The following is a 21,112-nucleotide window of genomic DNA, read 5'->3' as shown; positions in this document are numbered from 1 at the left end:
GGGGGCGGGGGGTCCTGCCGCCGCCCGCGGCCCCCCCGCTCGCGGGGGGGGGCGGCGGCGGCCCCCCCCCCCCCCCCTGGCCGGGGGAGTGGCAGACCGTCCGCGACGTGCTGGCCGACGACGGCGCGCCCGGCGACGTGCTGGTCCTCCCGGCCGGCGCCTACCGCGCCTTCGCCTGGAACGACGGCCGCACGCAGCTCGACCCGGCCGCACGCTGGCTGACCCGGCCGGTGGTCGCCGACGACACGCTGGTCGTCGACGGCGCGCCCGTGCGCGGCGAGGACCCCCGCGCGGCGGAGGTGCTCCCCGCCGCCGGGGACCCCGACCGGCTGGCCCGGCTCGGCGTGGGCTGGGTGCTGGTCGAGCTCGGCACGCCCGGCCCGCCGGTGCCTGCGGCGGTGACCGCCCTGCCGCTGGTCGTCGACGGCTCGCAGCTGCGGCTGTACCGCGTGCCCGGCGCGGTCGAGGGACCGCGGCCCGGCGCGCTCCGGACCGCGGCGGTGCTGCTGGCTCACGGCGCCGCGCTGGGCGCGGTGGCGGGTGCCGCGTTGTGGATCACGCTCGCGGCGTCTATGGTCCCGCTGCGTCGCCGTCCCCCGGAGAATCGAGTCGCCGCGTGAAGACCCTCCTGGCCGTCCTGCTGTCCCTCGGCGCCGGCGCCGGTGTCGGTGCCGCCGCCGTCGCGGGCGTGACCGCCGTGGTCGACCCCGACACCTCCGCGGTCGAGCAGAGCGACCAGCAGCCGGTCGACGTCCTCGACTACGGCACCCGCGGCTGACCCGGTGCCGGCGTCCGCCCGCGCGGACGCCAGCACCGCACCCCAGCCCCGCACGCTCGACCCCCAGTCCAGCCCGGCGGCGTGGCGGGCCGCGGCCGCACCCATGGCCGCCCGCGCGGGCGCGTCGTCGAGCAGCCGCTCCACCGCCGCCGTCAGCCCGTCGAGGTCGTCGGCGAGCAGGCCCGTGCGGCCGTCGAGCACCGACTCGGTGAGCCCGCCGGCCGAGCGGTAGCCCACCGTCGGCGTCCGGTGGGCACCTGCCTCGGTGACCACCAGCCCCCAGCCCTCCTTGACCGAGGGGCACAGGTGCACCCACGCCCGCGCGAGCTCGGCGTGCTTGGCCTCCTCGCCGAGGAAGCCGTGGAACTCCACCCGGTGGGCGACGCCGAGCCGCGCGGCCTCGGCGCGCAGCCGCTCGTCCCACCAGCCCTCCCCGACGACCGCCAGCGTCAGGTCCGGCCGGTGCCGGCCCAGCCGGGCCAGCACCTCCAGCGCGTGCTCGACCCGCTTGTGTGGCACCAGCCGGCCCAGCACCACCAGCCGGGGAGCGGCCGAGCGCTCCACCGTCACCGGCGGCGCCGGCTCGACGCCGTTGGGGACGACGGTCACCCGGGCGGGCGCCACGCCGAGGCCGGCGAGCTCGCGGCGGGTCGCGTCCGACACGGTCACGTACCGGGAGTGCCGGTACACCCACGGGGCCAGCCGCGACTCCAGCCACCAGCCGACGGCGCCGCCGATCCGGCCGAACACGATCGGCCACTGCTCGCGGTGCACGTGGTGGACGAGCACCACCACGGGTGCGCGGGTGACCAGCGGGCTGCAGAACGGCAGTCCGTTCTGCACGTCGACGACCAGCCGCGGCCGGCGCCGGGCCACGTGCAGCAGCGCCCGCGGGTAGACGGCCAGCCGCCCGCCGCGGCGGACCACCCGCACGCCGCGGACGACCTCCTCGCGCGGTGACCGCTCGTGCGCCGCGCAGAACAGCTCGACGTCCAGCCCGGCGGCCGCCAGGCCCTCGGCGACGCGGTGCACGTACCGTTCGGACCCGCCGCCCTCGGGGTGGCGCTCGTCGCGCCAGTTGACGAAGAGGACGTCGGCCGGCGGTCGGCGGCGGCGGGAGACGCGGATCACCCGCGGCACGATACAGACGCGTACCAGCCATTCCAGCCGCCCGAATGGTCGACAGAGGGAGACAGCACGGAATGGACCGGACCGCCACTCTGGAACGGTCGGTGCGCCTGTTCCGCGCGTTCCTGGTCGAGCAGACCGACCCCGACACGTTCTACGGCGCGCTGGCCGATGACTCCGTGCGGCAGCTGGCGCGGTGGACCGACCTCGCCGGCGCCACCGTCCTCGACGTCGGCGGCGGCCCGGGCTACTTCGCCCGCGCCTTCCGCGCGGCCGGGGCGACCTACGTGGGGCTGGAGCCCGACGCCGGGGAGATGGCCGCGCGCGGCGCGCCCGAGCCGGGCACCCTGCGCGGCAGCGGCGAGGCGCTGCCGGTCCGCACCGGCGCCGTCGACGTCTGCTACTCGTCCAACGTCCTCGAGCACGTGGGGCGGCCGTGGGTGATGGCCGAGGAGATGGTGCGGGTGACCAGGCCCGGCGGCACGGTCCTGCTGTCGTTCACGCCGTGGCTGTCCCCGTGGGGTGGCCACGAGACCGCACCCTGGCACTACCTGGGCGGTGCCCGCGCCCGCCGCCGCTACCGCCGCCGCACCGGTCGGGAGCCCAAGAACCGCTACGGCGAGTCGCTGTTCGCCGTCTCGGCCGGGGCGGCGGTGCGGTGGGCGCGGCGCTGCCCCGACGCCGACCTGCTCGCCGTCCTCCCGCGGTACCACCCCTGGTGGGCGGCGTGGGTCACCCGCGTGCCGGGGCTGCGCGAGGTGGCGTCGTGGAACGTCGTCCTGGTGCTGCGCCGTCACGACCCGTGACTGCTGGTAACGGCGGTTACCGGCTCGGTCGTCGGGGCCGATAACGGCGGGTACCGACCCGATCGGGGGACCGGTACCCGCGGGGACCGGCCGGAGTTGGCGTGTGGCCTACCCGACAGTAATGTGACGCCGCCGCGACGCCGCAGGAGCCGTCGCAACGCCTCGGGAGGTCCCTCCACATGCGCCGACGTGTCCTCGGGCTCGTTCTCCTGGGCCTGGGAGGCCTCTGCCTCGGTGCCGCCCTCGCCGTCCGGCTGTTCCTCGCGCCGGCGCTGGTGAGCCTGCCGCTGGACCAGGAGGCGACGTCCGAGGCGAGCGACGACGCGGCCACCTACCTCGACCTCGGGGAGCTCGAGGAGGTCCAGGGGCCGATCACCGCGCGGCTGACCGTCCAGGGCGACCCGTCCGCCGACGAGGCCTCCGACGACGTCGCGGTGTGGAACTACGGCACCGCCATCACCGACGAGGACGGCGAGCTGGTCACCGCGCCCACCGAGGTCGTCAACTGCCTCGACCGCGACACCGCCGCGAGCGTCGGCTGTGACGCCCGGTCGATCAACGGCGAGCCGGTCGACATCGAGGGCCTGACCCTCACCTTCCCGTTCGACACCGAGCAGCGCGACTACGACCTGTGGAACAACAGCGTCCGGGAGGCGGTCCCGGCCCGCTACGACGGCGAGGACGAGGCCGAGGGCGTCGAGGTCTACCGCTTCGTGCAGTCGATCCCGGAGACCGTCATCTCCCAGGTCGAGGTCCCCGGGACGCTGGCCGGCGAGTCGTCCGGCGACACCGTCACCGCCGACGTCGTCTACAGCAGCGAGCGGGAGATCCTCGTCGAGCCGGTCAGCGGCAAGATCGTCCGCTCGGTCGAGCAGCCGGTCACCGTGCTCCGCGGTCCCTCCGGCGACGACGGGGTGACCGTCCTCGCCGCCGACCTCGGGCCGTCCGAGGAGGGGGTGCGCACCGCAGCCGAGGGCGCGGCCGAGACCCGCGACCAGATCACGCTGGTGCAGCGCACCCTGCCGCTCGCCCTCGCCGGGCTGGGCGCCGTGCTCCTCGTCGCCGGTGTGCTCCTGTTCCTCCGCAGCCGGCAGGGCGGCCACCGGTCCGCCGGCTCCGACACCACCCAGCGGACCGAGCCGGTGACCGTGACCCGGTGACGCCGATCGGCCCGCGCGGCCGGCTCCCGGAGCCGTGACCGCGACGCTCGCCCCCGAGCCCGCCGGGACCCTCCCGGCGGGCTCGGTCGCGTCCCGGGCGGCGACGACGCCCGCGCCGGAGGCGGGCGGGGGACGGCTGCTGCACCGGGTGCGGCTGGGCGTCGTGTGCCTGGCCCTGCTCGGGCTGGCGTTGTCGCAGTCACCCGGTCGGGTGATCGCCGACACCAAGCTCGACCTCGCGGTCGACCCGTGGGGCTTCCTCGGGCGGGCGCTGCACCTGTGGGAGCCCGAGGGCTTCGCCGGCCAGGTGCAGAACCAGGCCTACGGCTACCTCTTCCCGATGGGGCCGTTCTCCGCCCTGGGCGACGTGGCGGGCCTGCCGGCGTGGGTCGTGCAGCGGCTGTGGCTGGCGCTGGTGATGTGCACGGCCTTCCTCGGCGTCGTCGTCCTGGCCCGGCGGTTGAACATCGGGACCCCGGCCGCGGGTCTGGTGGGCGGGCTGGCCTACGCCCTCGCCCCGCGGATGGTCACCGCGCTGGGCGCCACCTCGGTGGAGGTGGTGCCGATGGCCGTCGCGCCGTGGGTGCTGGTGCCACTGGTGGGGGCTGCCGCGGCCCGCTCGCCGCGCCGGGCGGCGGCCGTGTCCGGGCTGGCGGTGCTCTGCGCGGGCGGGGTCAACGCGGTCGCCGCCGCCGCCGTGCTGCCGCTGCCGGTCCTGTGGCTGCTCACCCGCCCCGCCGGGCCGCTGCGGCGCCGGATGGCCGCCTGGTGGGCCGTGGCGGTCGCGCTGGCCACCGCGTGGTGGGCCGGCCCGCTGCTGCTGCTCGGCCGGTACAGCCCGCCGTTCCTCGACTACATCGAGAGCGCCGACGTCACGACCGCGCCGACCGACGTGCTGTCGGTGCTGCGCGGGGTCGACCACTGGGTGGCCTACCTGGGCACCGCGAGCGGGCCGCTGTGGCCGGCCGGGTGGTCGCTGGTGGTCGACGTGCTGCCCGCGACCGGCACGCTGGTGCTCGCCGGCGCCGGCCTGCTGTCCCTCACCCGGCGTGACCTGCCCGAGCGCACCTGGCTGGTCCTCGGCCTGCTCGCCGGCGTCGCCCTGGTCACCCTCGGCCACCTCGCGACCGTCGACGGCCTGCTGGCCGGCCCGCTGAACGCCGCGCTCGACGGCCCGCTCGCGCCGCTGCGCAACGTACACAAGTTCGACCTGGTCCTGCGGCTGCCGCTGGCGCTGGCGCTGGCGCACCTGGTCGCCGTCCTGGCCCGCCGCGCCGGAGAGCGGGCCCCCGACCGCGGGTGCGGGGCGCTCCCGGCCTGGCCGGCGGGGTGGCCGGGGCCGGGCACCGTGCTGGCCCGCGCGGTCCTCGCCGCCGTCGTCCTGGCCCTGGCCGCCACGGTCTCCCCGGCGGCGGCCGGACGGCTGGCGCCACCCACCGGGTTCGAGGAGGTCCCCGGCTACTGGGCGGAGGCGGCCGGCTTCCTCGCCGCCGACCGGGCCGGCGGCCGGGCGCTGCTGGTCCCCGGCTCGTCGTTCGGCACCTACGCGTGGGGCAGCCCGCAGGACGAGCCGCTGCAGCCGCTGGCGGACTCGCCGTGGGACGTCCGCAATGCCGTGCCGCTCACCCCCGAGGGCCACATCCGGGTGCTCGACGCCGTCGAGGCCCAGTTCGCGACCGGCGAGGGCTCGGCGGGGCTGACCCGCTTCCTGGCCCGCGCCGGCTTCTCCCACCTCGTGCTGCGCAACGACCTCGACACGGGGGCGGCCGGGTCCACGCGGCCGGTCCTGGTGCGCCAGGCGCTGCGGAGCTCCCCGGGCATCACGCCGGTCGCCTCGTTCGGGCCCGACGTGCCCGCACTGCCCTACACCGACGGCGTCGTCCTCGACGCCGGCCTGGCGGAGCCCGCGCCGGCGCTGGAGATCTACGCCGTCGAGGACCCGGCGCCGCGGGCGTGGACCGCTCCGCTGGCCGACGCGGTGACGGTGGCCGGCGGCCCCGACGCCGTGCTCGCCCTGGAGGAGCGCGGCCTGGTCTCCGGGCGGCCCACCGTGCTGGCCGGCACCGCACCCGCGGGCGCCGGTCCGACGGTGGTCAGCGACGCGCTGGTCCGCCGGGAGCGCAGCTTCGGCCGGATCACCCGGGCGACCTCCGCCGCGCTCGCCCCCGACGACCCGCGCCGCCTCCCCGGCCCGGCCCGCGACTACGCGGTGCCCGCCCCCGTCCTCGCGGAGACCGTCGTCCGCCACGAGGGCGGTACGCCCGGCGCGTCGAGCTCGGCCTCCGACGCCGGCAACCTCGGCGGCGCCCACCCCGACGCCTCCCCGTGGGCGGCGCTCGACGGCGACGTCTCCACCGCCTGGCGGCCCGCCGACGTCGTCGGCGGCGCGGGTGCGGCGGAGTGGCGGCTGACGACCGACCGGCCCTTCCTCGCCGCCGGCGTGACGATCACCCTGTCCGCCGACACCGCCGACGACGCCCCCGCCGAGGTCCGCCTCACCACCGACACCGGCACCATCACCCGGCCGCTGCGCGCCACCGCCGAGCCGCAGGACCTGCCGCTGCCCGCCGGTCGCACCAGCACCCTCACCGTGGGCGTCGACGCGGACACCGGCGCCGCGCTCGCGCTGGCCGAGGTGGCGCTGCCGGGGGTGACCGTCACCCGCACCCTCGTGACACCGGCCCCCGACGGCGAGGTCACCGCCTGGGTGTTCGACGCGCTCGGCCCGCACGGGGCGGCGTCGGGTTGCGTGACCGACGCCGCCGGCGACCCGCGCTGCGCCGCGGTCCTCGCCGCAGGCGCCGAGGAGGGTGCCGGTTTCGACCGCACGTTCACCGCGACCGCGGCGGGGGAGGCCGCGCTCGCGGTCACGGCCGCGCCGCGCCCGGGCCCGACCCTGGACGCCCTGCTCGCCGAGGCCGGCGGGGTCGGCGTCGGTGTCACCGCGAGCAGCACCGCGGTGACCGACCCCCGCGCGAGCGCGCTGGCGGCCGTCGACGGCGACCCGGCGACCGCCTGGCGGGCGGCCGCGGACGATGACGCACCCACCCTCACGCTCACCTGGCCCGAGCCGCGCACCGTCGACTCGCTGCGTGTGGTCACGACCCCGGGCCTGGCCGCGTCCTTCCCGACGGCGGTCACCCTCGCCGCGGGCGGGCTGCCGCGCACCCTCGACCTCGACGACGACGGCGCCGTCCGCTTCGCGCCGGTGACCACCGACCGGCTCGAGGTGTCCTTCGAGCTGCCGCTGGAGCTGCAGACCCTCGACCCCGCCACCCGCTTCGTCACGCCGCTGGGGGTCGGGGTCAGCGAGCTCGAGGTCGGCGGTGCGCCCGCCACGCTCGATGCCGCCGCCCGCGTCACCGTCCCGTGCGGGGAGGGCCCGGTGGTCACCGTGGACGGCGCGCCCCGCCGGACGACCGTGACGACGACCGTCGGTGCCCTGCGTGAGTTGCGGGCCCTCGACCTGGAGCTGTGCGACGGCGCCCCGGTGCCGCTGGCCGCGGGCGAGCACCGCCTGGTCGCCACCGGCACCGACGTGCTCGCCGTCCGCTCCGCGACGCTGACCGGCCCGGGTGCGCCCACCGCCCCGGGGAGTCGCGAGGCCGCCCGCGTGACCCGCTGGGACGCCGAGCACCGCGCCGTCGAGGTGGCCGCGCGGGACGAGGCCACGCTGCTCGTCGTCCCGGAGAACGCCAACCCCGGCTGGACGGCGTCGCTGGACGGCGCGGCCCTGGAGACCGTCGTCGTCGACGGCTGGCAGCAGGGCTACGTGCTGCCGCCCGGTGCGGCGGGGACGGTGTCGCTGGAGTTCGCGCCCGGGGCGGCCTACCGCGGCGCGCTGGCGGCCGGTGCCGGCGCGGTGGCGCTGCTCGCCGTGCTGGCGCTGCTGCCCGTCCGGCGCCCGCGGCCGGTCGAGGCGGGCCGGCGCACCCGCGGCGCGGTCGCCGTCGTCGGCGCGGCCGTGGTCGCCGGCACCGCCCTGGTCGGCGGCGTCGTCGGGCTGGGTCTGCTGGCGGCGGCGGTGCTGGTCGCCGGTGGCGTGGTCCGGGCGCGGCGGTCCGCCGTCCTGGGTGGGCTCGCGGCAGGGGCCGTGGCGGCCGCCGGCGTCCTGCTGTTCACCGTCCCCGCCGCCACCGGCACCGTCCGGCAGGTGCTCGCGGTGGCCGCGCTCGCGGCCGTGGCGGCCACCGTGCTGCCCGCTCCCGACCTCCGCCGGGCGGCCGGCCGGCTGCCCGGGCGCCGCCCGCGCTGAGCGGGCTCAGGGAGCGAGCGTCTGCGCCTCGTCCTCGTCGCGGGCGATCACCCGGTCGGCGGCGCGCACGGGCGGTCGGTCGGGGACGACCGAGCGCAGCCGTTCCACCAGCGGCCGCTCGACCAGCCGGTAGGACAGCGCGGCCACCGCGACGGACACGGCGAGCGTCCCGCCCAGCACCAGCGGGAGGGGGCTCTCGAACAGGTCCCAGAACGAGACCAGCAGCAGCATGTGGAACAGGAAGACGCCGTAGGAGATCTCGCCGGCCCAGTGCATCGGCCGGGAGGCGAGGAACCGGCGGGTGCGGCCCTCGGTCTGCTCGCCGAACACCAGGGGCAGCAGCGCCAGGCCGGCGATGCCGGTGTAGAGCACGTGCTTGACGACGACCTGGGCGCCGGTGAGGGGCTGGTCGAGCTCCACCGAGCCGGTCAGCGGACCCGACGCCACCCAGAACAGCGCCGCGGCGCCGGCCCAGCAGGTCCACGGGCTCGACGCGAGCACCTGCACCCGGCGGACCGCCGCGCCGTCGGGGGCGGAGACGGTCAGGACGGCGACGGTCATGCCGGCGGCGAACCACGACAGGTAGGCCGGCAGCCACAGCGTCAGGGAGCCGAGCACCAGCGGGTCGCTCGCCGCCCAGAGGCTCCACGCGAAGCCCAGCAGCGAGAGCACGCCGAGACCGGCGAACAGCCGGCGCGGCCGCCATCCGCCGCCGCCGGCCGCGACCAGGCCGCGGACCAGCAGCGGCAGCAGCAGGTAGAAGGCGACCTCGGTGCACAGGCTCCACGCGTGGTCGAGGCCCTCGGCGTGCCAGTCCCGCGCGTAGACCTGGGTCAGGGTGAGGAAGCGCAGCCAGTCACCGGCGGTGGCGCCCTGGTTGCCCGGCAGGAACAGCAGTGCCAGCGCGACGCACAGCCAGTACGCCGGGAGGATCCGCAGCGCCCGGCGCCAGAGGTAGGCCCCGGTCCGCGGGGCGGGGCGGCCCTCGGCGGCCGCCCGGAACAGCGGCTGGGACAGCAGGAAGCCCGAGAGGGTGAAGAACACCGCGACGCCGATGTCGAGCCGTGCCAGCGCATACCCGCCGAGGTCGGGCGTGTAGGACCCGGACCAGAACGCGGCGTGGGTGGTGACGACGGCGAGGGCGGCCAGCGCCCGCAGCCCGTTGAGGCAGGGGTAGCGCACCGCGGTCACGCCCCGCCCAGCGGCCGGGGCACGCCGACCGTCACCGCGCCCACGCACACCGGCACCTGCGGGTCGTCGACGCTCACCACGAGCTCCGCCACCGGCCCCTCGACCTGCAGGTAGAGGTCGTGCAGCCCGCCGCCGACCAGCGCGCCGCCGAGGGTGTCGCCGGCCTGCACCGTGATCGCGTTGCCCGCGCCGGCGATGTAGGCGACCTGCACGATCCACCGGCCCTCGGGCACCGGCCGCTGGAGCGGCACGGCCACCGGGCCGCCCGCGACCTGCCAGCCGCAGTCGGGCGCGGGCCCGGTCCCCGACGTGCTGACCGGGTCGACCGCGGCGAGCTGCCCGCGGCCCCGGTCGTCGAGCACCACCAGCTGGTAGCCGATCTCGCCGACCTGCAGGAAGTGCGGCTGGGCCGGCAGCCCCGACAGCACCACCGACGCTCGGTTCGCCGGCTCCAGCGCCGCCGGCAGGACCTCCTCGGGCACCGGGGTGTCGGCGAGGACGAGGGCCTGCTGGCCGCCCACCGAGGCGCGCGCCTCGGCCACGTAGTCGCGGGTGGCGTTCACCGACCAGAACTGCCCGAACCCGGCGGTGGAGAGGAACCAGCCGACGGCGAGCGCGCCGGCCACCGCGACCCCCAGGGCCGGGCGGGCGGACCCCCGCCCGGCGGCTCTCCCGGCGCCGCGGCGCGGGCGGTGCACGGCCGGGGCGCCGCGGACGGGCAGGAACGCCGCGGCCAGGCCCAGCGCCGCGACCAGCGCGAGGGTGGCCGGCGGGACCGTGCCCGTGGGCAGCCCGCCGACGACGTCGGCGCGGTCCGGGGACGCCGCCTCGCCGAGCAGCACGACGCCACCGGTCGCCACCGCCACCAGCCAGGCGCGCAGCGCGCCGCGGCGGAGGACGACGCTGCCGGCGACCACGGTCGCGACCACGGCCGCCGCGCCCCACACCAGCGCGTCCGGCGGCGCCGGGACCGCGAACGGCAGCGCCACGGGACGCCAGACCCACGGACCACCGACCAGCCCGGGCAGCACCGTCCGGGCCAGCTCGCCGGGCAGGCCGCCGGACGCGTCGCGGAAGACGGCGGTGTCGACGAGCGGGCCGGCGGAGACCAGGCTCCGCGCGACCAGCCCGACCACCACCCCGGTCGCCTGCGCCGCCCAGGCGACCGGCCCGGCGCCGAGCGCGCGCATCCTGTCCCGCGCGGAGCCGGCCGTCGCCCACAGGGCGGAGACCACCACCAGCAGCAGCGGGACCAGCAGCACCCACCCGGAGAACAGCAGCCCGACGGCGACGGCCAGCCCGCCGACCACTGCCGGCCCGGGCGCGCGGGTGCGCAGGTAGCGCACGTGCGCGCCCAGCGCGGTCAGCAGGACCAGCTGGAGCGGCAGCTGCACCAGCGCGGCGCTCCACCACAGCCCGCCGACGAGGGGCAGCGAGCTGGCCAGGTACACGGTGAAGGGCAGCAGCACGGCCGGCCGGCGCCCGAACAGGTCGACCAGCAGCCGGTAGAGCAGCAGGTCGACGACGAGCTGGCCGACCACCAGCAGGGCGACCAGCCCCGGCCACGAGTAGGGCGCGACCGAGGCGACGCCGCGGGCCAGCGCCGCCGCACCGGGCGGGCCGGGGACCTCGCCGGTCAGGCCGATGAGCTCGGCCGCGGCCAGGACGTCCTGTCGGGTGAGCCAGCCGCCGGCCGCCGTCCACGCGCGCGCCGCCAGGTGCACGGCCACGAGGACCGCGGCGACCGCCGGGACCAGGGCCTCCCGCTCGACGCTCAGCTGGAGGACCGCGCGCCGGGACGAGGCGGGCGGTGTCCCCCCGGCGGCCGGGCCTCCGGTGGGGGCGCCGACGTCCGCGGGTGCAGCCATGGAACTCCGATCCTGTGAGCGAGGTCTCGGAGAGGGTAAGCGGGGCAGGTTACCGGCCGGTAGCCCACCGGGGGAGGAGCCGGAGTCAGGCGCGGTGGGCGACCAGCTGGACCAGCACCTCGGTGGCGACGTCGGTGTCCTCGCCGAGCGCCGCGGCCTCCCCGCGCTCCACGCGGGCGAGCATGAGCTCGTTGAGCCCGCCGACGGCGGCCAGCACCAGCGCGCGGTCGACCGGGCGCACCTCGTCGGGGTGCCGCCGGGCCAGATCGGCGGCGACGCCGCAGATGAGCTCCACGTAGCGGTCGATGACCTGCCGCCGCAGCGCCAGCGCCGGCCGGCCGGCCGCCTGCACCTCGACCAGCGCCGCCCACGCCACCTCGGGGTTGGCAGCCAGTACCTCCAGGTAGGCCCGCACCGCCGTCCGCAGCCGGTCCCGCCACGGCAGGCCCGCCGCGGCGGCCCGCTCCTGGGCGGCCTGCACGGTGGCGAGCATCTTGTCGGTGGCACGGGTGTAGAGCTCGAGGAGGCAGTGCTCCTTGTCGCGGAAGTGCGCGTAGACGACGGTCTTGGACACCCGGCCCTCGCGGGCGATGTCGGAGATCGTCGTGGCGCGGTAGCCCTTGGCTGCCATGGAGGTGGCCAGCGCGAGCAGGATGCGCACCCGGCGGGCGGCGTCGTCCTCGGTGAGGTCGGCCGGCGAGACCAGGGCGTCCACGGGTGGATGCTACGGCCGCCGGACCGGCGGGACGGCCGGCGACACCGCCGCGCGGGCGGCACGGTGAGGCGGTTCACGGGCGCGGCCGGGAACACCCGGCGGCCGGGCGCTGTCGTCACCGGGGTGACGCCCCCGACGCCCGCCCGTGCGCCGCTGCGCGCCTACGCCGTCTGGCTCACGGCGCTGGCCGCCTACGTCGTCGCCGTCTTCCACCGCGCCTCGCTGGGCGTCGCGGGCGTGGAGGCCCAGGAGCGGTTCTCCGCCGGCGCCTCGGCGGTCTCGCTGTTCCTCGTGCTCCAGCTGGCCGTCTACGCCGGGCTGCAGGTGCCGGTCGGGGTGGCGCTGGACCGGTTCGGCTCGCGCCGGCTGCTGCTCGCCGGCGGCCTGACGATGGCCGCGGGCCAGCTGGTGCTGGCGCTGGCCACCGACGTCCCCACCGCCGTCGCCGCGCGGGTGCTGGTCGGCGCCGGTGACGCGATGACCTTCATCAGCGTGCTGCGGGTGGTCGGCTTCTGGTTCCCCGGGCCCACCGTCCCGCTGGTCACCCAGCTCACCGGCATCCTCGGCCAGGTCGGCCAGATCCTGGCGGCCTATCCGCTGGTGGCGCTGCTGCACGCCGCCGGCTGGCAGAGCACGTTCGTCGGTGCCGCGGCGGCCGGGGTGCTCGTCGCCGTCCTGGTGCTCACCACGCTGCGCGACGCCCCGCCCGGGACGCCGCCGCCCGGCGCCGCGGGGCTGGCCGAGGTGCGCCGCAGCCTGACGCTCACCTGGCGCGAGCCCGGCACCCGGATCGGCCTCTACACGCACCTGGTGACCCAGTTCTCCGGCACCGTGTTCGCGCTGCTGTGGGGCTATCCCTTCCTCGTCGTCGGCCAGGGTCTCTCCCCGGCGACGGCGGCCGGGCTGCTCAGCCTGCTGGTGGTCGTCGGCATGGCCGTCGGGCCGCTGCTGGGCCGGCTGTGCGGGCGGTGGCCGCTGCGGCGCTCGGTCCTGGTGCTCACCATCCTCGGCCTGACGGCGACCACCTGGACGGTGGTCCTGCTGTGGCCCGGCCGCGCGCCGCTGTGGCTGCTGGCCGTGCTGGTCGTCGTCCTCGGCACCAACGGCCCCGGCTCGATGATCGGCTTCGACTTCGCCCGGACCTGGAACCCCGCCGAGCGGCACGGCAGCGCCAGCGGCGTGGTCAACGTCGGCGGGTTCGTGGCCTCGCTGCTGACCATCCTGGCCATCGGGGCGGTCCTCGACCTGCTCACCCCTGGCGCCTCGACCGCCTACGACCTGGACGCGTTCCGCGCCGCGTTCGCCGTCCAGTACCTGTTCTGGGCGATCGGCCTGGTCGGCGTGCTGCGCCACCGGGGGGTGCTGCGCGCGCGGCTGGCCCGCGACGGCGTGGTCCTCGCGCCGCTGCGCGTCGCGGTCTCCGCCCGGCTGCGCGGGTCGTCGGCCTACCGCTGACGCCTCGCGCCCGGGAGTCGGTCCCGGCACGATCACCGCATGGACGTCGTGGTCGGACTGGACAGCGGGACGACGGCCACCAAGGCGGTGACCGCGGGCACCGACGGACGGGTCCGCGACCTGGTCAGCGTCGGCTACCCGCTGTCGGTGCCCGCGCCCGGCCGCGCCGAGCTCGACGCGCGGCGCCTGGCCGACGCCGCCGTCCGGGCGCTGGCCGCCGTGAGCGCCGCCGCCCGGGACCGCGGTGACCGGGTCGTCGGGATCTGCCTGTCGGCGGCGATGCACGGCCTGGTCCCCATGGACGACGACGGCCGGCCGCTGGGCCCGGTGGTGACCTGGGCCGACGCGCGCGCCGCCGGGTTCGCCGACGCGCTGCGCGCCGACGGCCGGGCGCCGGGGCTGCACGAGCGCACCGGCACGCCGGTGCACGCGATGTCCCCGCTGCTCAAGCTGGCCTGGCTGCGCGCCGACGACGCCGACCGGCTGGCCGCGGTGCCGCGCTGGGGCGGGGTGAAGGAGCTCGTCGTCGCGGCGCTGCACGGCGGGCCGCAGGTGCTCGACCGCGCGTGCGCCTCGGCGACCGGCCTCTACGGCATCCGCACCGGCTCCTGGGACCCCGAGGCGCTGCAGGTCGCCGGCGTGCGCGCCGACCAGCTGGGGGAGGTGCTGCCGACGACGGCGGTGCTGCCGGGCCTGCGCCCGGAGGTGGCCGCGGCGACCGGGCTGCCCGGGGACACCCCGGTGGTCGTCGGCGCCTCCGACGGCGTGCTGGCCAACCTCGGCATCGGCGCGGTCCGCCCGTCGGTGGCGGCGGTGTCGCTGGGCACCAGCGGCGCCATGCGGGTCGTCGTGCCCGAGCCCACGGCCGACCCCGCGCACCGGTTGTTCTGCTACGCGCTCACCGACGACCACTGGGTGGTCGGCGGGGCGGTGAACAACGGCGGGTCGGTGGTGCGCTGGGCGGCGCAGGCGCTGGCCGCGGGGGAGGGGCCGGCGCTGGAGGGCGAGGACGCCGACGCCCTCGACGCCCGGCTGCTGGCCGAGGCCGAGGAGGTGCCGGCGGGCAGCGCGGGCCTGCTGTGCCTGCCCTACCTGCTCGGCGAGCGGGCGCCGTGGTGGCGCTCCGGGCTGCGCGGCGCCTACGTCGGCCTGCGCCGTGAGCACCGCCGGGCGCACCTCGTCCGGGCCGCGGTCGAGGGGGTGTGCCAGCAGCTCGCACTGGTGCGGGACGCGTTCTCGGCCACCGGCCTGCCGGTCACCGAGGTGCGCGCGACCGGCGGCGCGGTGGCCTCGTCGCTGTGGGTGCGGACGCTGGCCGCCGCGCTCGACCTGCCCGTCCGGGTGGCCGACTCGCCCGAGGGCACCGGCCTGGGCGCGTCCCTGCTGGGCCTGCACGCGCTCGGCGCGCTGCCCGACCTCGACGAGGCGACCGCGCTCATCGGCGTCTCCGACCCCGTGGAGCCCGACCCGGCTGCGGCGGACCTCTACCGCCGGACGCGCCCGCTGGTCGAGCGGTCCACCCGCGCGCTGGCCGACGTCCTCACCACGCTCGACACCCTCGACGACACCCCGACGGACCACCCCGTCTGACCCAGGAGGGAACCGCCATGCCCGAGGTCGAACCGGCACTGGGGGCCGGCCCGCTGCTGCTCATCGCCGCCGCCGCGGTGGCCGTCCTGCTGTTCCTCATCATGAAGCTCAAACTGCACGCCTTCCTGGCGCTGATCCTGGTCAGCCTGCTGACGGCGCTGGCCACCCGGATCCCGCTCGAGGACGTCGTCACCACCCTGACCGAGGGGTTCGGCGGCACGCTGGCCAACGTCGCCCTGCTGGTCGGCCTGGGCGCGATGCTCGGCCGGCTGCTCGAGCACAGCGGCGGCGCGCAGGTGCTCGCCGACAGCCTCATCGGCCGGTTCGGCGAGAAGCGCGCACCGCTGGCCCTGGGCGTGGCCGCGCTGCTGTTCGGCTTCCCGATCTTCTTCGACGCCGGGCTGGTCGTCTTCCTGCCGATCGTGTTCACCGTCGCCCGCCGCCTCGGGGGCTCGCTGCTCACCTACGGCCTGCCGGTCGCCGGCGCCTTCGCGGTCATGCACGCCTTCGTCCCGCCGCACCCCGGGCCGGTCGCGGCTGCCGAGCTCGTCGGCGCCGACATCGGCCTGACCCTGGTGTTCGGGTTGCTCATCGGCCTGCCCACCTGGTACCTCGGCGGCTACCTGTTCGGCCTGTGGGCCGGCCGGCGGTACGACATCGCGGTGCCGCCCGCCGAGGACGAGCCTGACGCCCCGGTCGCTCCCGAGCCGACTGTCGCCGGCACGGCGCCGGGGACGGCGGGCGCCTCGGGCGGGCGGCGCACGGAGACCGCGACCCGGCCGGCCCCGCCCGGGTTCGGGACCGTCGTGGGCATCCTGCTGCTGCCGCTGGTGCTGATCTTCCTCAACACCGGGCTGACCACGCTGGCCGCCGCGGGCGCGGTGGACGAGGCCTCGTTCGTCGTCCGGGCCGGCCAGCTGCTCGGTGCCACCCCGGTCGCGCTGCTCATCACCGTGCTGGTGGCGATCGTGGTCCTCGGCCGGCGGCGCGGGGAGAGCGGCGCCCAGGTCGAGTCGATCGTCAACAGCGCCCTGGGTCCGGTCTGCGCGATCATCCTCATCACCGGCGCCGGCGGCATGTTCGGCGGCGTCCTGCGGGCCAGCGGGATCGGCACGGCGCTGGCCGACGTCCTCGGTGACATCGGCCTGCCGGTGATCGTGGCCGCGTTCGTCGTCTCCGTCCTGCTGCGGGTCGCGCAGGGGTCGGCGACGGTCGCCCTCACCACCACGGCCGGCCTCCTGGCGCCGGTGGTCGAGGCCTCCGACGGGCTGTCCTCGATCGACCTGGCCCTGATCGTCATCGCGATCGCGGCCGGCGCCACCGTGCTCTCCCACGTCAACGACTCGGGCTTCTGGCTGGTCAGCCGGTTCTTCCGGATGGACGAGAAGACGACGCTGAAGACGTGGACGGTGATGGAGACGCTGCTCGGGTCGATCGGGTTCGCGCTGGCGTTCCTGCTCAGCCTGTTCCTGTAGCCCCGCTCGGGGTCCGTGGCGCCGCTCCTGGCGCGGACGGCGCCGTTCCGCGCCAGGATGGCGACCTGACCGCGAGCGGAGGTGCGACATGAGGGGTGCGGCGCGGGCCGCGGTGGCCGGACTGGGCGCGGTGGCGGCGGTGGCCGCCCGGGACCTGCTGCAGCGGGAGCACACCGTGCTGCGCAACTTCCCGGTCATCGGGCACGCGCGCTACCTGCTGGAGGCCCTGGGCCCGGAGCTGCGGCAGTACCTGGTCGCCGGCAACAACGAGGAGCGGCCCTTCACGCGCGACCAGCGCCGGTGGGTGTACGCCTCGGCCAAGGGGGAGAACAACTACTTCGGCTTCGGCACCGACAACGACCTCGAGTACACCGCCGGCTACCCGGTCATCAACCACCGCACCTTCGGCCGCGCCGTGCCGCCGTCGCACCCGCACTCGGCCGCCGACGTCGCGCTGCCCTCGGCCAAGGTGCTCGGCGGCCCGCGCGGACGGCGGCAGGCCTTCCGGCCGCCGTCGGTGGTCAACGTGTCGGCGATGAGCTTCGGGTCGCTGTCCGGGGCGGCGGTCGAGGCGCTCAACCGCGGCGCGGCGCTCGCGGGGTGCATGCACAACACGGGAGAGGGCGGCTTGTCGGTGCACCACCGCCACGGCGGCGAGCTGGTGTTCCAGATCGGCACCGCCTACTTCGGGTGCCGGGACGAGCGCGGCCGCTTCGACCTGCAGCGACTGCGGGACCTGGTGGCGGGGGCCCCGGTGCGGGCGCTGGAGGTCAAGCTCAGCCAGGGCGCCAAGCCCGGCCTCGGCGGGGTGCTGCCGGGGGCCAAGGTGTCGGCCGAGATCGCCGCGGCCCGCGGGGTGCCGGAGGGGGTCGACTGCGTCAGCCCCTCCCGGCACGCGGAGTTCACCGACACCGACAGCCTGCTCGACTGGGTGGAGCTGCTCGCGGCCGAGACCGGGCTGCCGGTGGGGATCAAGTCCGCCGTCGGCGACATGGCCTTCTGGGACGAGCTCACCGAGCTCATGGCCACCACCGGCCGCGGGGTGGACTTCGTGACCGTCGACGGCGGCGAGGGCGGCACCGGCGCCGCGCCGCTGATCTTCACCGACTCGGTGTCGCTGCCGTTCCAGCTCGGGTTCGCCCGGGTGTACTCGACCTTCGCCCGGCGCGGCCTCACCGACCAGGTGACCTTCGTCGGCGCCGGCAAGCTCGGCCTGCCCGACAACGCGGTCGTGGCCTTCGCCCTCGGCTGCGACATGGTGAACATCGCCCGCGAGGCGATGCTGGCCATCGGCTGCATCCAGGCGCAGAAGTGTCACACCGACACCTGCCCGACCGGGGTGGCCACCCAGAACGCCTGGCTCGCCCACGGCCTGGACCCGGCGCTGAAGTCGGTGCGGCTGGCCAACTACGTCGCCACCCTGCGGCGGGACCTGCTCAAGGTGGCCGAGGCGTGCGGCGTCGAGCACCCGGGGCTGATCGACACCTCGTCGGTGGAGGTGCTCACCGGGCGGTCGGCGTCGACCCCGCTGGCCGAGGTCTACGGCTACGAGCCCGGCTGGGGCCTGCCCTCGGCGGCCGACCGCGCGGAGATCGTCGCGCTCATGACCGCCGAGGCGCCCCAGGGCGGGACGGCGCCCCCCTCGGAGGACGCCGTCCGCTGAGCAGAGGCATGGGAAGCTCTCCCCACGTCCTGCGCCGCAGGACGTGGGGAGAGCCTCCTATGCCTCGCCGCGGAGGAGCTGCTCGAAGTCGGGGACGTCGGCGAAGGGGTCGACCGGGCGGGCCGTGGCCGGCCGGCCGGTGACGACGTCGGCCAGCTCGCCCGCCGCACGGGTGATCCGCGCCGCCAGCTCCCCGCTGACGCCGTCGCCGCCGGCCCAGTCCTCGCTCGCCGCGAACACCGCCGTCGGCACGGTCACCGCCCGCAGGTAGGCGAACAGCGGCCGCATCGCGTGCTCGAGCACCAGCGAGTGCCGCGCGGTGCCGGCGGTGGCGCCCAGCAGCACCGGCTTCCCGGTCAGCGCGTCCTTCTCCAGCACGTCGGCGAAGGACTTGAACAGCCCGCTGTAGGAGGCGGTGAACACCGGGGTCACCGCGATCACCGCGTCGGCGCCGGTGACCGTGTCGATCGCCGCGCGCAGCGCCGAGTTGGGGAAGCCGGTGACGAAGGCGTCGGCCAGGTCGCGGGCGTGCTCGCGCAGCTCCACGACCTCGACGACGGCGTCCTCGCCCCGCTCGCGCAGCGCGTCGACGGTGGCGGCGGTCAGCCGGTCGGCCAGCAGCCGGGTCGACGACGGCGTCGACAGGCCAGCGCTGACGACGGCGAGGGTGCGGGTGGTCATGCGGAGACCTCCTCCTGGACCTGGCCGGTGACGTCGTCACCCGCGGCGTACACGGTGGAGTCCTGCGCGCCGCCGCGGGCGGCGACCAGCGACGCGTGGGTGGGCGCGTCGGGCACGTGCGCGGGCTTGAGCGCGGCGAACTCGCGGCGCAGCACCGGCACGACCTCCTCGCCGAGGATGTCGAGCTGCTCGAGGACGGTCTTCAGCGGCAGCCCGGCGTGGTCGATGAGGAACAGCTGCCGCTGGTAGTCGCCGACGTAGTCGCGGAAGCCGAGGGTCCGCTCGATGACCTGCTGCGGGGAGCCGACGGTCAGCGGCGTCTCGCGGGAGAAGTCCTCGAGGGAGGGGCCGTGGCCGTAGACCGGCGCGTTGTCGAAGTAGGGCCGGAACTCGTCCACCGCGTCCTGCGAGTTCTTGCGCATGAACACCTGACCGCCGAGGCCGACGATCGCCTGGTCGGCGGCGCCGTGGCCGTGGTGCTCGAAGCGGCGGCGGTAGAACTCCACCATCCGCTGGGTGTGCTCCTTCGGCCAGAAGATGTGGTTGTGGAAGAAGCCGTCGCCGTAGTACGCGGCCTGCTCGGCGATCTGCGGGCTGCGGATCGAGCCGTGCCACACGAACGGCGGGACGCCGTCCAGCGGGCGCGGCGTCGAGGTGAAGCCCTGCAGTGGGGTGCGGAACCGCCCCTGCCAGTCGACGACGTCCTCGTCCCACAGCCGGCGCAGCAGCGCGTAGTTCTCCACCGCCAGCGGCAGCCCGTCGCGGATGTCCTGGCCGAACCAGGGGTAGACCGGGCCGGTGTTGCCGCGGCCCATCATCAGGTCGACGCGGCCGCCGGCCAGGTGCTGCAGCATCGCGTAGTCCTCGGCGATCTTCACCGGGTCGTTCGTGGTGATCAGGGTGGTCGCCGTCGACAGCTGCAGCCGCGAGGTCTGCGCCGCGACGTAGGCGAGGGTCGTCGTCGGCGACGAGGAGAAGAACGGCGGGTTGTGGTGCTCGCCGAGGGCGAAGACGTCCAGGCCGACCTCCTCGGCCTTCTTCGCGATCGTGACGATCGCCCGGATCCGCTCCGCCTCGCTCGGCGTGCGGCCCGTCGTGGGATCGGTCGTGATGTCGCTGACCGAGAAGACGCCGAACTGCATCTCGTGCTCCATGTGGTTGAGAGTGCAACTATCGCTACGGCCCGTCCAACCGCGGTGCCCTCTCGTCCATTCCCAGGGTCTCGTGACCGTGCTGAGATGCTGTGACTGCGCTCGGTGATGGATCCGGCACGTCCCGGCGATCCCACTCCGGCGGGCCCCGCGCCCCCCTGTCGGCGCCCGGCCGGTGGGTATCCGGGGTGGGATCGTGATCACCCCGACGGCCGGCCGGGGAGTCCGGACCGGCACGGCGGACCGAGGGGGACCGGGATGTCGCAGCGGGCAGGGGGAGGCGCTCAGACCGGAGCGCCGGGGGACGGTACCGGAGGGCGGCCGCCGTCGGGCGGCCTCGACGGCCTGCTGGGGACCGGGCCGGTGTTCACCGGGGCGGTCCGCGGCTACGACCGCGCACAGGTCGACGACTACGTGAACTGGGCGGAGACCGAGGTCCTCGTCCTGCGCCGGGAGAACGACCACCTGCTCAGCCGCTACGCCGCCGCCTCGGCCGAGCTGCAGAACGCCCGGCGCCGGCTGGCCGCGCTCGTCCGCGAGCGGCAGTCGCTGCCGGGGCCGGACGAGGCGCGAGAACTGGTCCGCCGGGCCGAGGCCGAGGCCGCAGCCCGGACCGCCGCCGCCGAGGAGGAGGCGCGGCGCGTGGTCGAGGAGGCCCGCACCGAGGCCGAGGCACGGCTGGGCGGGGTCGCCGAGATGCGCGAGGCGGTCATCGCCCTGCGCGAGCAGACCCGCAGCGAGGCCGCGGCGGTGCTCGAGGCGGCCCGCCGCGAGGCTGCGGAGCTGGGCCGGGCGGCGGCCGAGGAGCGCGCCCGGCTGGACCGCGCGGCGGCCGCGGTGCGCGAGCGCCTGGACCGGGAGGCGGCCGAGCGCCGGCGGGTCGCCGAGGCCGAGCTCGCGCCGCTGCGCGACGAGCGCGACCAGGCGCGCGAGTGGCTGCTCGGGTTGACCGGGCAGATCGACCGGGCGCTCGCGGTGATCACCGGCGTGCTGCCCGACGACGTCCCCGTCCTCGCCGAGCGTCGTGAGGCGGCAGAGACCGTCGGAGAGGCCACCGCGGGCGCCGCGCGGGAGCCGGTCGCCGCTGCCGATGCGTCGCAGGTCACTGTGTTGCGCGACACGGACCGGCCCCAGGTCGCCGCGGCCTCCTGACCAGCAGCGACACTGGCGCGGCCAGTGGCCCGGAGGACCGGCGG

General features: G+C 76.8%; 15 protein-coding genes. 9 read left to right on the top strand and 6 right to left on the bottom strand.

The annotated features are described in order from the left end of the window. The coding region (locus ACI78U_RS13095; protein WP_456875756.1) for a hypothetical protein at positions 1–620 on the top strand (620 nt) is incomplete at its 5' end. Here ACI78U_RS13095 and ACI78U_RS13090 read toward each other — a convergent pair. Further along, on the bottom strand, positions 512–1,909 hold the full coding sequence (locus tag ACI78U_RS13090) for a glycosyltransferase family 4 protein (RefSeq protein ID WP_456875755.1): 1,398 nt from the start codon (positions 1,907–1,909) through the stop codon (positions 512–514). The genes ACI78U_RS13095 and ACI78U_RS13090 overlap by 109 nt on opposite strands. Positions 1,910–1,980: 71 nt before the next feature. Here ACI78U_RS13090 and ACI78U_RS13085 point away from each other — a divergent pair, with 71 nt between their 5' ends. From ACI78U_RS13085 to ACI78U_RS13075, 3 genes are all read left to right on the top strand, one after another. Beyond that, entirely contained in the window at positions 1,981–2,712 is a 732-nt protein-coding gene (locus ACI78U_RS13085) for a class I SAM-dependent methyltransferase (RefSeq protein WP_456875754.1), read from the top strand. Positions 2,713–2,891: 179 nt separating this feature from the next. Next, on the top strand, positions 2,892–3,872 hold the full coding sequence (locus tag ACI78U_RS13080) for a DUF3068 domain-containing protein (protein ID WP_456875753.1): 981 nt from the start codon (positions 2,892–2,894) through the stop codon (positions 3,870–3,872). A gap of 34 nt (positions 3,873–3,906) precedes the next feature. After that, complete coding sequence (locus ACI78U_RS13075; protein WP_456875752.1) at positions 3,907–8,127, top strand: alpha-(1->3)-arabinofuranosyltransferase domain-containing protein; 4,221 nt, start codon at positions 3,907–3,909, stop codon at positions 8,125–8,127. 6 nt (positions 8,128–8,133) lie between these two features. Here the strand turns inward: ACI78U_RS13075 and ACI78U_RS13070 are convergent, their stop codons facing one another. From ACI78U_RS13070 to ACI78U_RS13060, 3 genes are all read right to left on the bottom strand, one after another. Continuing rightward, complete coding sequence (locus ACI78U_RS13070) at positions 8,134–9,318, bottom strand: acyltransferase family protein (protein ID WP_456875751.1); 1,185 nt, start codon at positions 9,316–9,318, stop codon at positions 8,134–8,136. Beyond that, positions 9,315–11,186, bottom strand: a complete 1,872-nt coding sequence (locus tag ACI78U_RS13065) for a hypothetical protein (protein WP_456875750.1) — start codon at positions 11,184–11,186, stop codon at positions 9,315–9,317. The genes ACI78U_RS13070 and ACI78U_RS13065 overlap by 4 nt, the downstream gene beginning before the upstream one ends. 85 nt (positions 11,187–11,271) lie before the next feature. Next, positions 11,272–11,901, bottom strand: a complete 630-nt coding sequence (locus ACI78U_RS13060) for a TetR/AcrR family transcriptional regulator (protein WP_456875749.1) — start codon at positions 11,899–11,901, stop codon at positions 11,272–11,274. Positions 11,902–12,024: 123 nt separating this feature from the next. Between ACI78U_RS13060 and ACI78U_RS13055 the strand changes: the two genes are divergently transcribed. The 4 genes from ACI78U_RS13055 to ACI78U_RS13040 all read left to right on the top strand — a co-directional run bounded on the left by ACI78U_RS13055 (position 12,025) and on the right by ACI78U_RS13040 (position 18,084). Beyond that, positions 12,025–13,356 (top strand): MFS transporter, encoded by a 1,332-nt coding sequence (locus ACI78U_RS13055; RefSeq protein WP_456875748.1) that lies wholly within the window; start codon positions 12,025–12,027, stop codon positions 13,354–13,356. A gap of 39 nt (positions 13,357–13,395) precedes the next feature. Beyond that, positions 13,396–14,946 carry a gluconokinase gene (locus ACI78U_RS13050; protein ID WP_456875747.1) on the top strand — a complete coding sequence of 517 codons (1,551 nt, stop codon included), beginning with the start codon at positions 13,396–13,398 and terminating at the stop codon, positions 14,944–14,946. Between the two features lie 17 nt (positions 14,947–14,963). Then, positions 14,964–16,421 carry a GntP family permease gene (locus tag ACI78U_RS13045; protein WP_456875746.1) on the top strand — a complete coding sequence of 486 codons (1,458 nt, stop codon included), beginning with the start codon at positions 14,964–14,966 and terminating at the stop codon, positions 16,419–16,421. A gap of 88 nt (positions 16,422–16,509) precedes the next feature. Next, positions 16,510–18,084 (top strand): FMN-binding glutamate synthase family protein, encoded by a 1,575-nt coding sequence (locus tag ACI78U_RS13040; RefSeq protein WP_456875745.1) that lies wholly within the window; start codon positions 16,510–16,512, stop codon positions 18,082–18,084. Positions 18,085–18,141: 57 nt separating this feature from the next. Here the strand turns inward: ACI78U_RS13040 and ACI78U_RS13035 are convergent, their stop codons facing one another. Together ACI78U_RS13035 and ACI78U_RS13030 are read right to left on the bottom strand one after the other, a co-directional pair. Next, positions 18,142–18,765 carry an FMN reductase gene (locus tag ACI78U_RS13035; RefSeq protein ID WP_456875744.1) on the bottom strand — a complete coding sequence of 208 codons (624 nt, stop codon included), beginning with the start codon at positions 18,763–18,765 and terminating at the stop codon, positions 18,142–18,144. After that, positions 18,762–19,919, bottom strand: coding sequence for an LLM class flavin-dependent oxidoreductase (locus tag ACI78U_RS13030; protein ID WP_456875743.1), 1,158 nt, complete (start codon positions 19,917–19,919; stop codon positions 18,762–18,764). The genes ACI78U_RS13035 and ACI78U_RS13030 overlap by 4 nt, the downstream gene beginning before the upstream one ends. Before the next feature lie 360 nt (positions 19,920–20,279). On the opposite strand from ACI78U_RS13030, the gene ACI78U_RS13025 reads away from it, so the two are divergent. Then, on the top strand, positions 20,280–21,068 hold the full coding sequence (locus ACI78U_RS13025; RefSeq protein ID WP_456875742.1) for a DivIVA domain-containing protein: 789 nt from the start codon (positions 20,280–20,282) through the stop codon (positions 21,066–21,068). The last annotated feature ends 44 nt before the right edge of the window (positions 21,069–21,112 follow it).

This window comes from Geodermatophilus sp. SYSU D00710 (genome assembly GCF_054050195.1).
The sequence above is the reverse complement of the archived record's forward strand: the minus strand, read 5'-3'. Positions and strand labels throughout refer to the sequence as shown.

Coding starts and splice junctions, on each gene's coding strand:
- ACI78U_RS13035 (WP_456875744.1), bottom strand. CDS start 18,765: ATGACCACCCGCACCCTCGCCGTCGTCAGCGCTGGCCTGTCGACGCCG.
- ACI78U_RS13065 (WP_456875750.1), bottom strand. CDS start 11,186: ATGGCTGCACCCGCGGACGTCGGCGCCCCCACCGGAGGCCCGGCCGCC.
- ACI78U_RS13050 (WP_456875747.1), top strand. CDS start 13,396: ATGGACGTCGTGGTCGGACTGGACAGCGGGACGACGGCCACCAAGGCG.
- ACI78U_RS13080 (WP_456875753.1), top strand. CDS start 2,892: ATGCGCCGACGTGTCCTCGGGCTCGTTCTCCTGGGCCTGGGAGGCCTC.
- ACI78U_RS13085 (WP_456875754.1), top strand. CDS start 1,981: ATGGACCGGACCGCCACTCTGGAACGGTCGGTGCGCCTGTTCCGCGCG.
- ACI78U_RS13030 (WP_456875743.1), bottom strand. CDS start 19,919: ATGGAGCACGAGATGCAGTTCGGCGTCTTCTCGGTCAGCGACATCACG.
- ACI78U_RS13045 (WP_456875746.1), top strand. CDS start 14,964: ATGCCCGAGGTCGAACCGGCACTGGGGGCCGGCCCGCTGCTGCTCATC.
- ACI78U_RS13040 (WP_456875745.1), top strand. CDS start 16,510: ATGAGGGGTGCGGCGCGGGCCGCGGTGGCCGGACTGGGCGCGGTGGCG.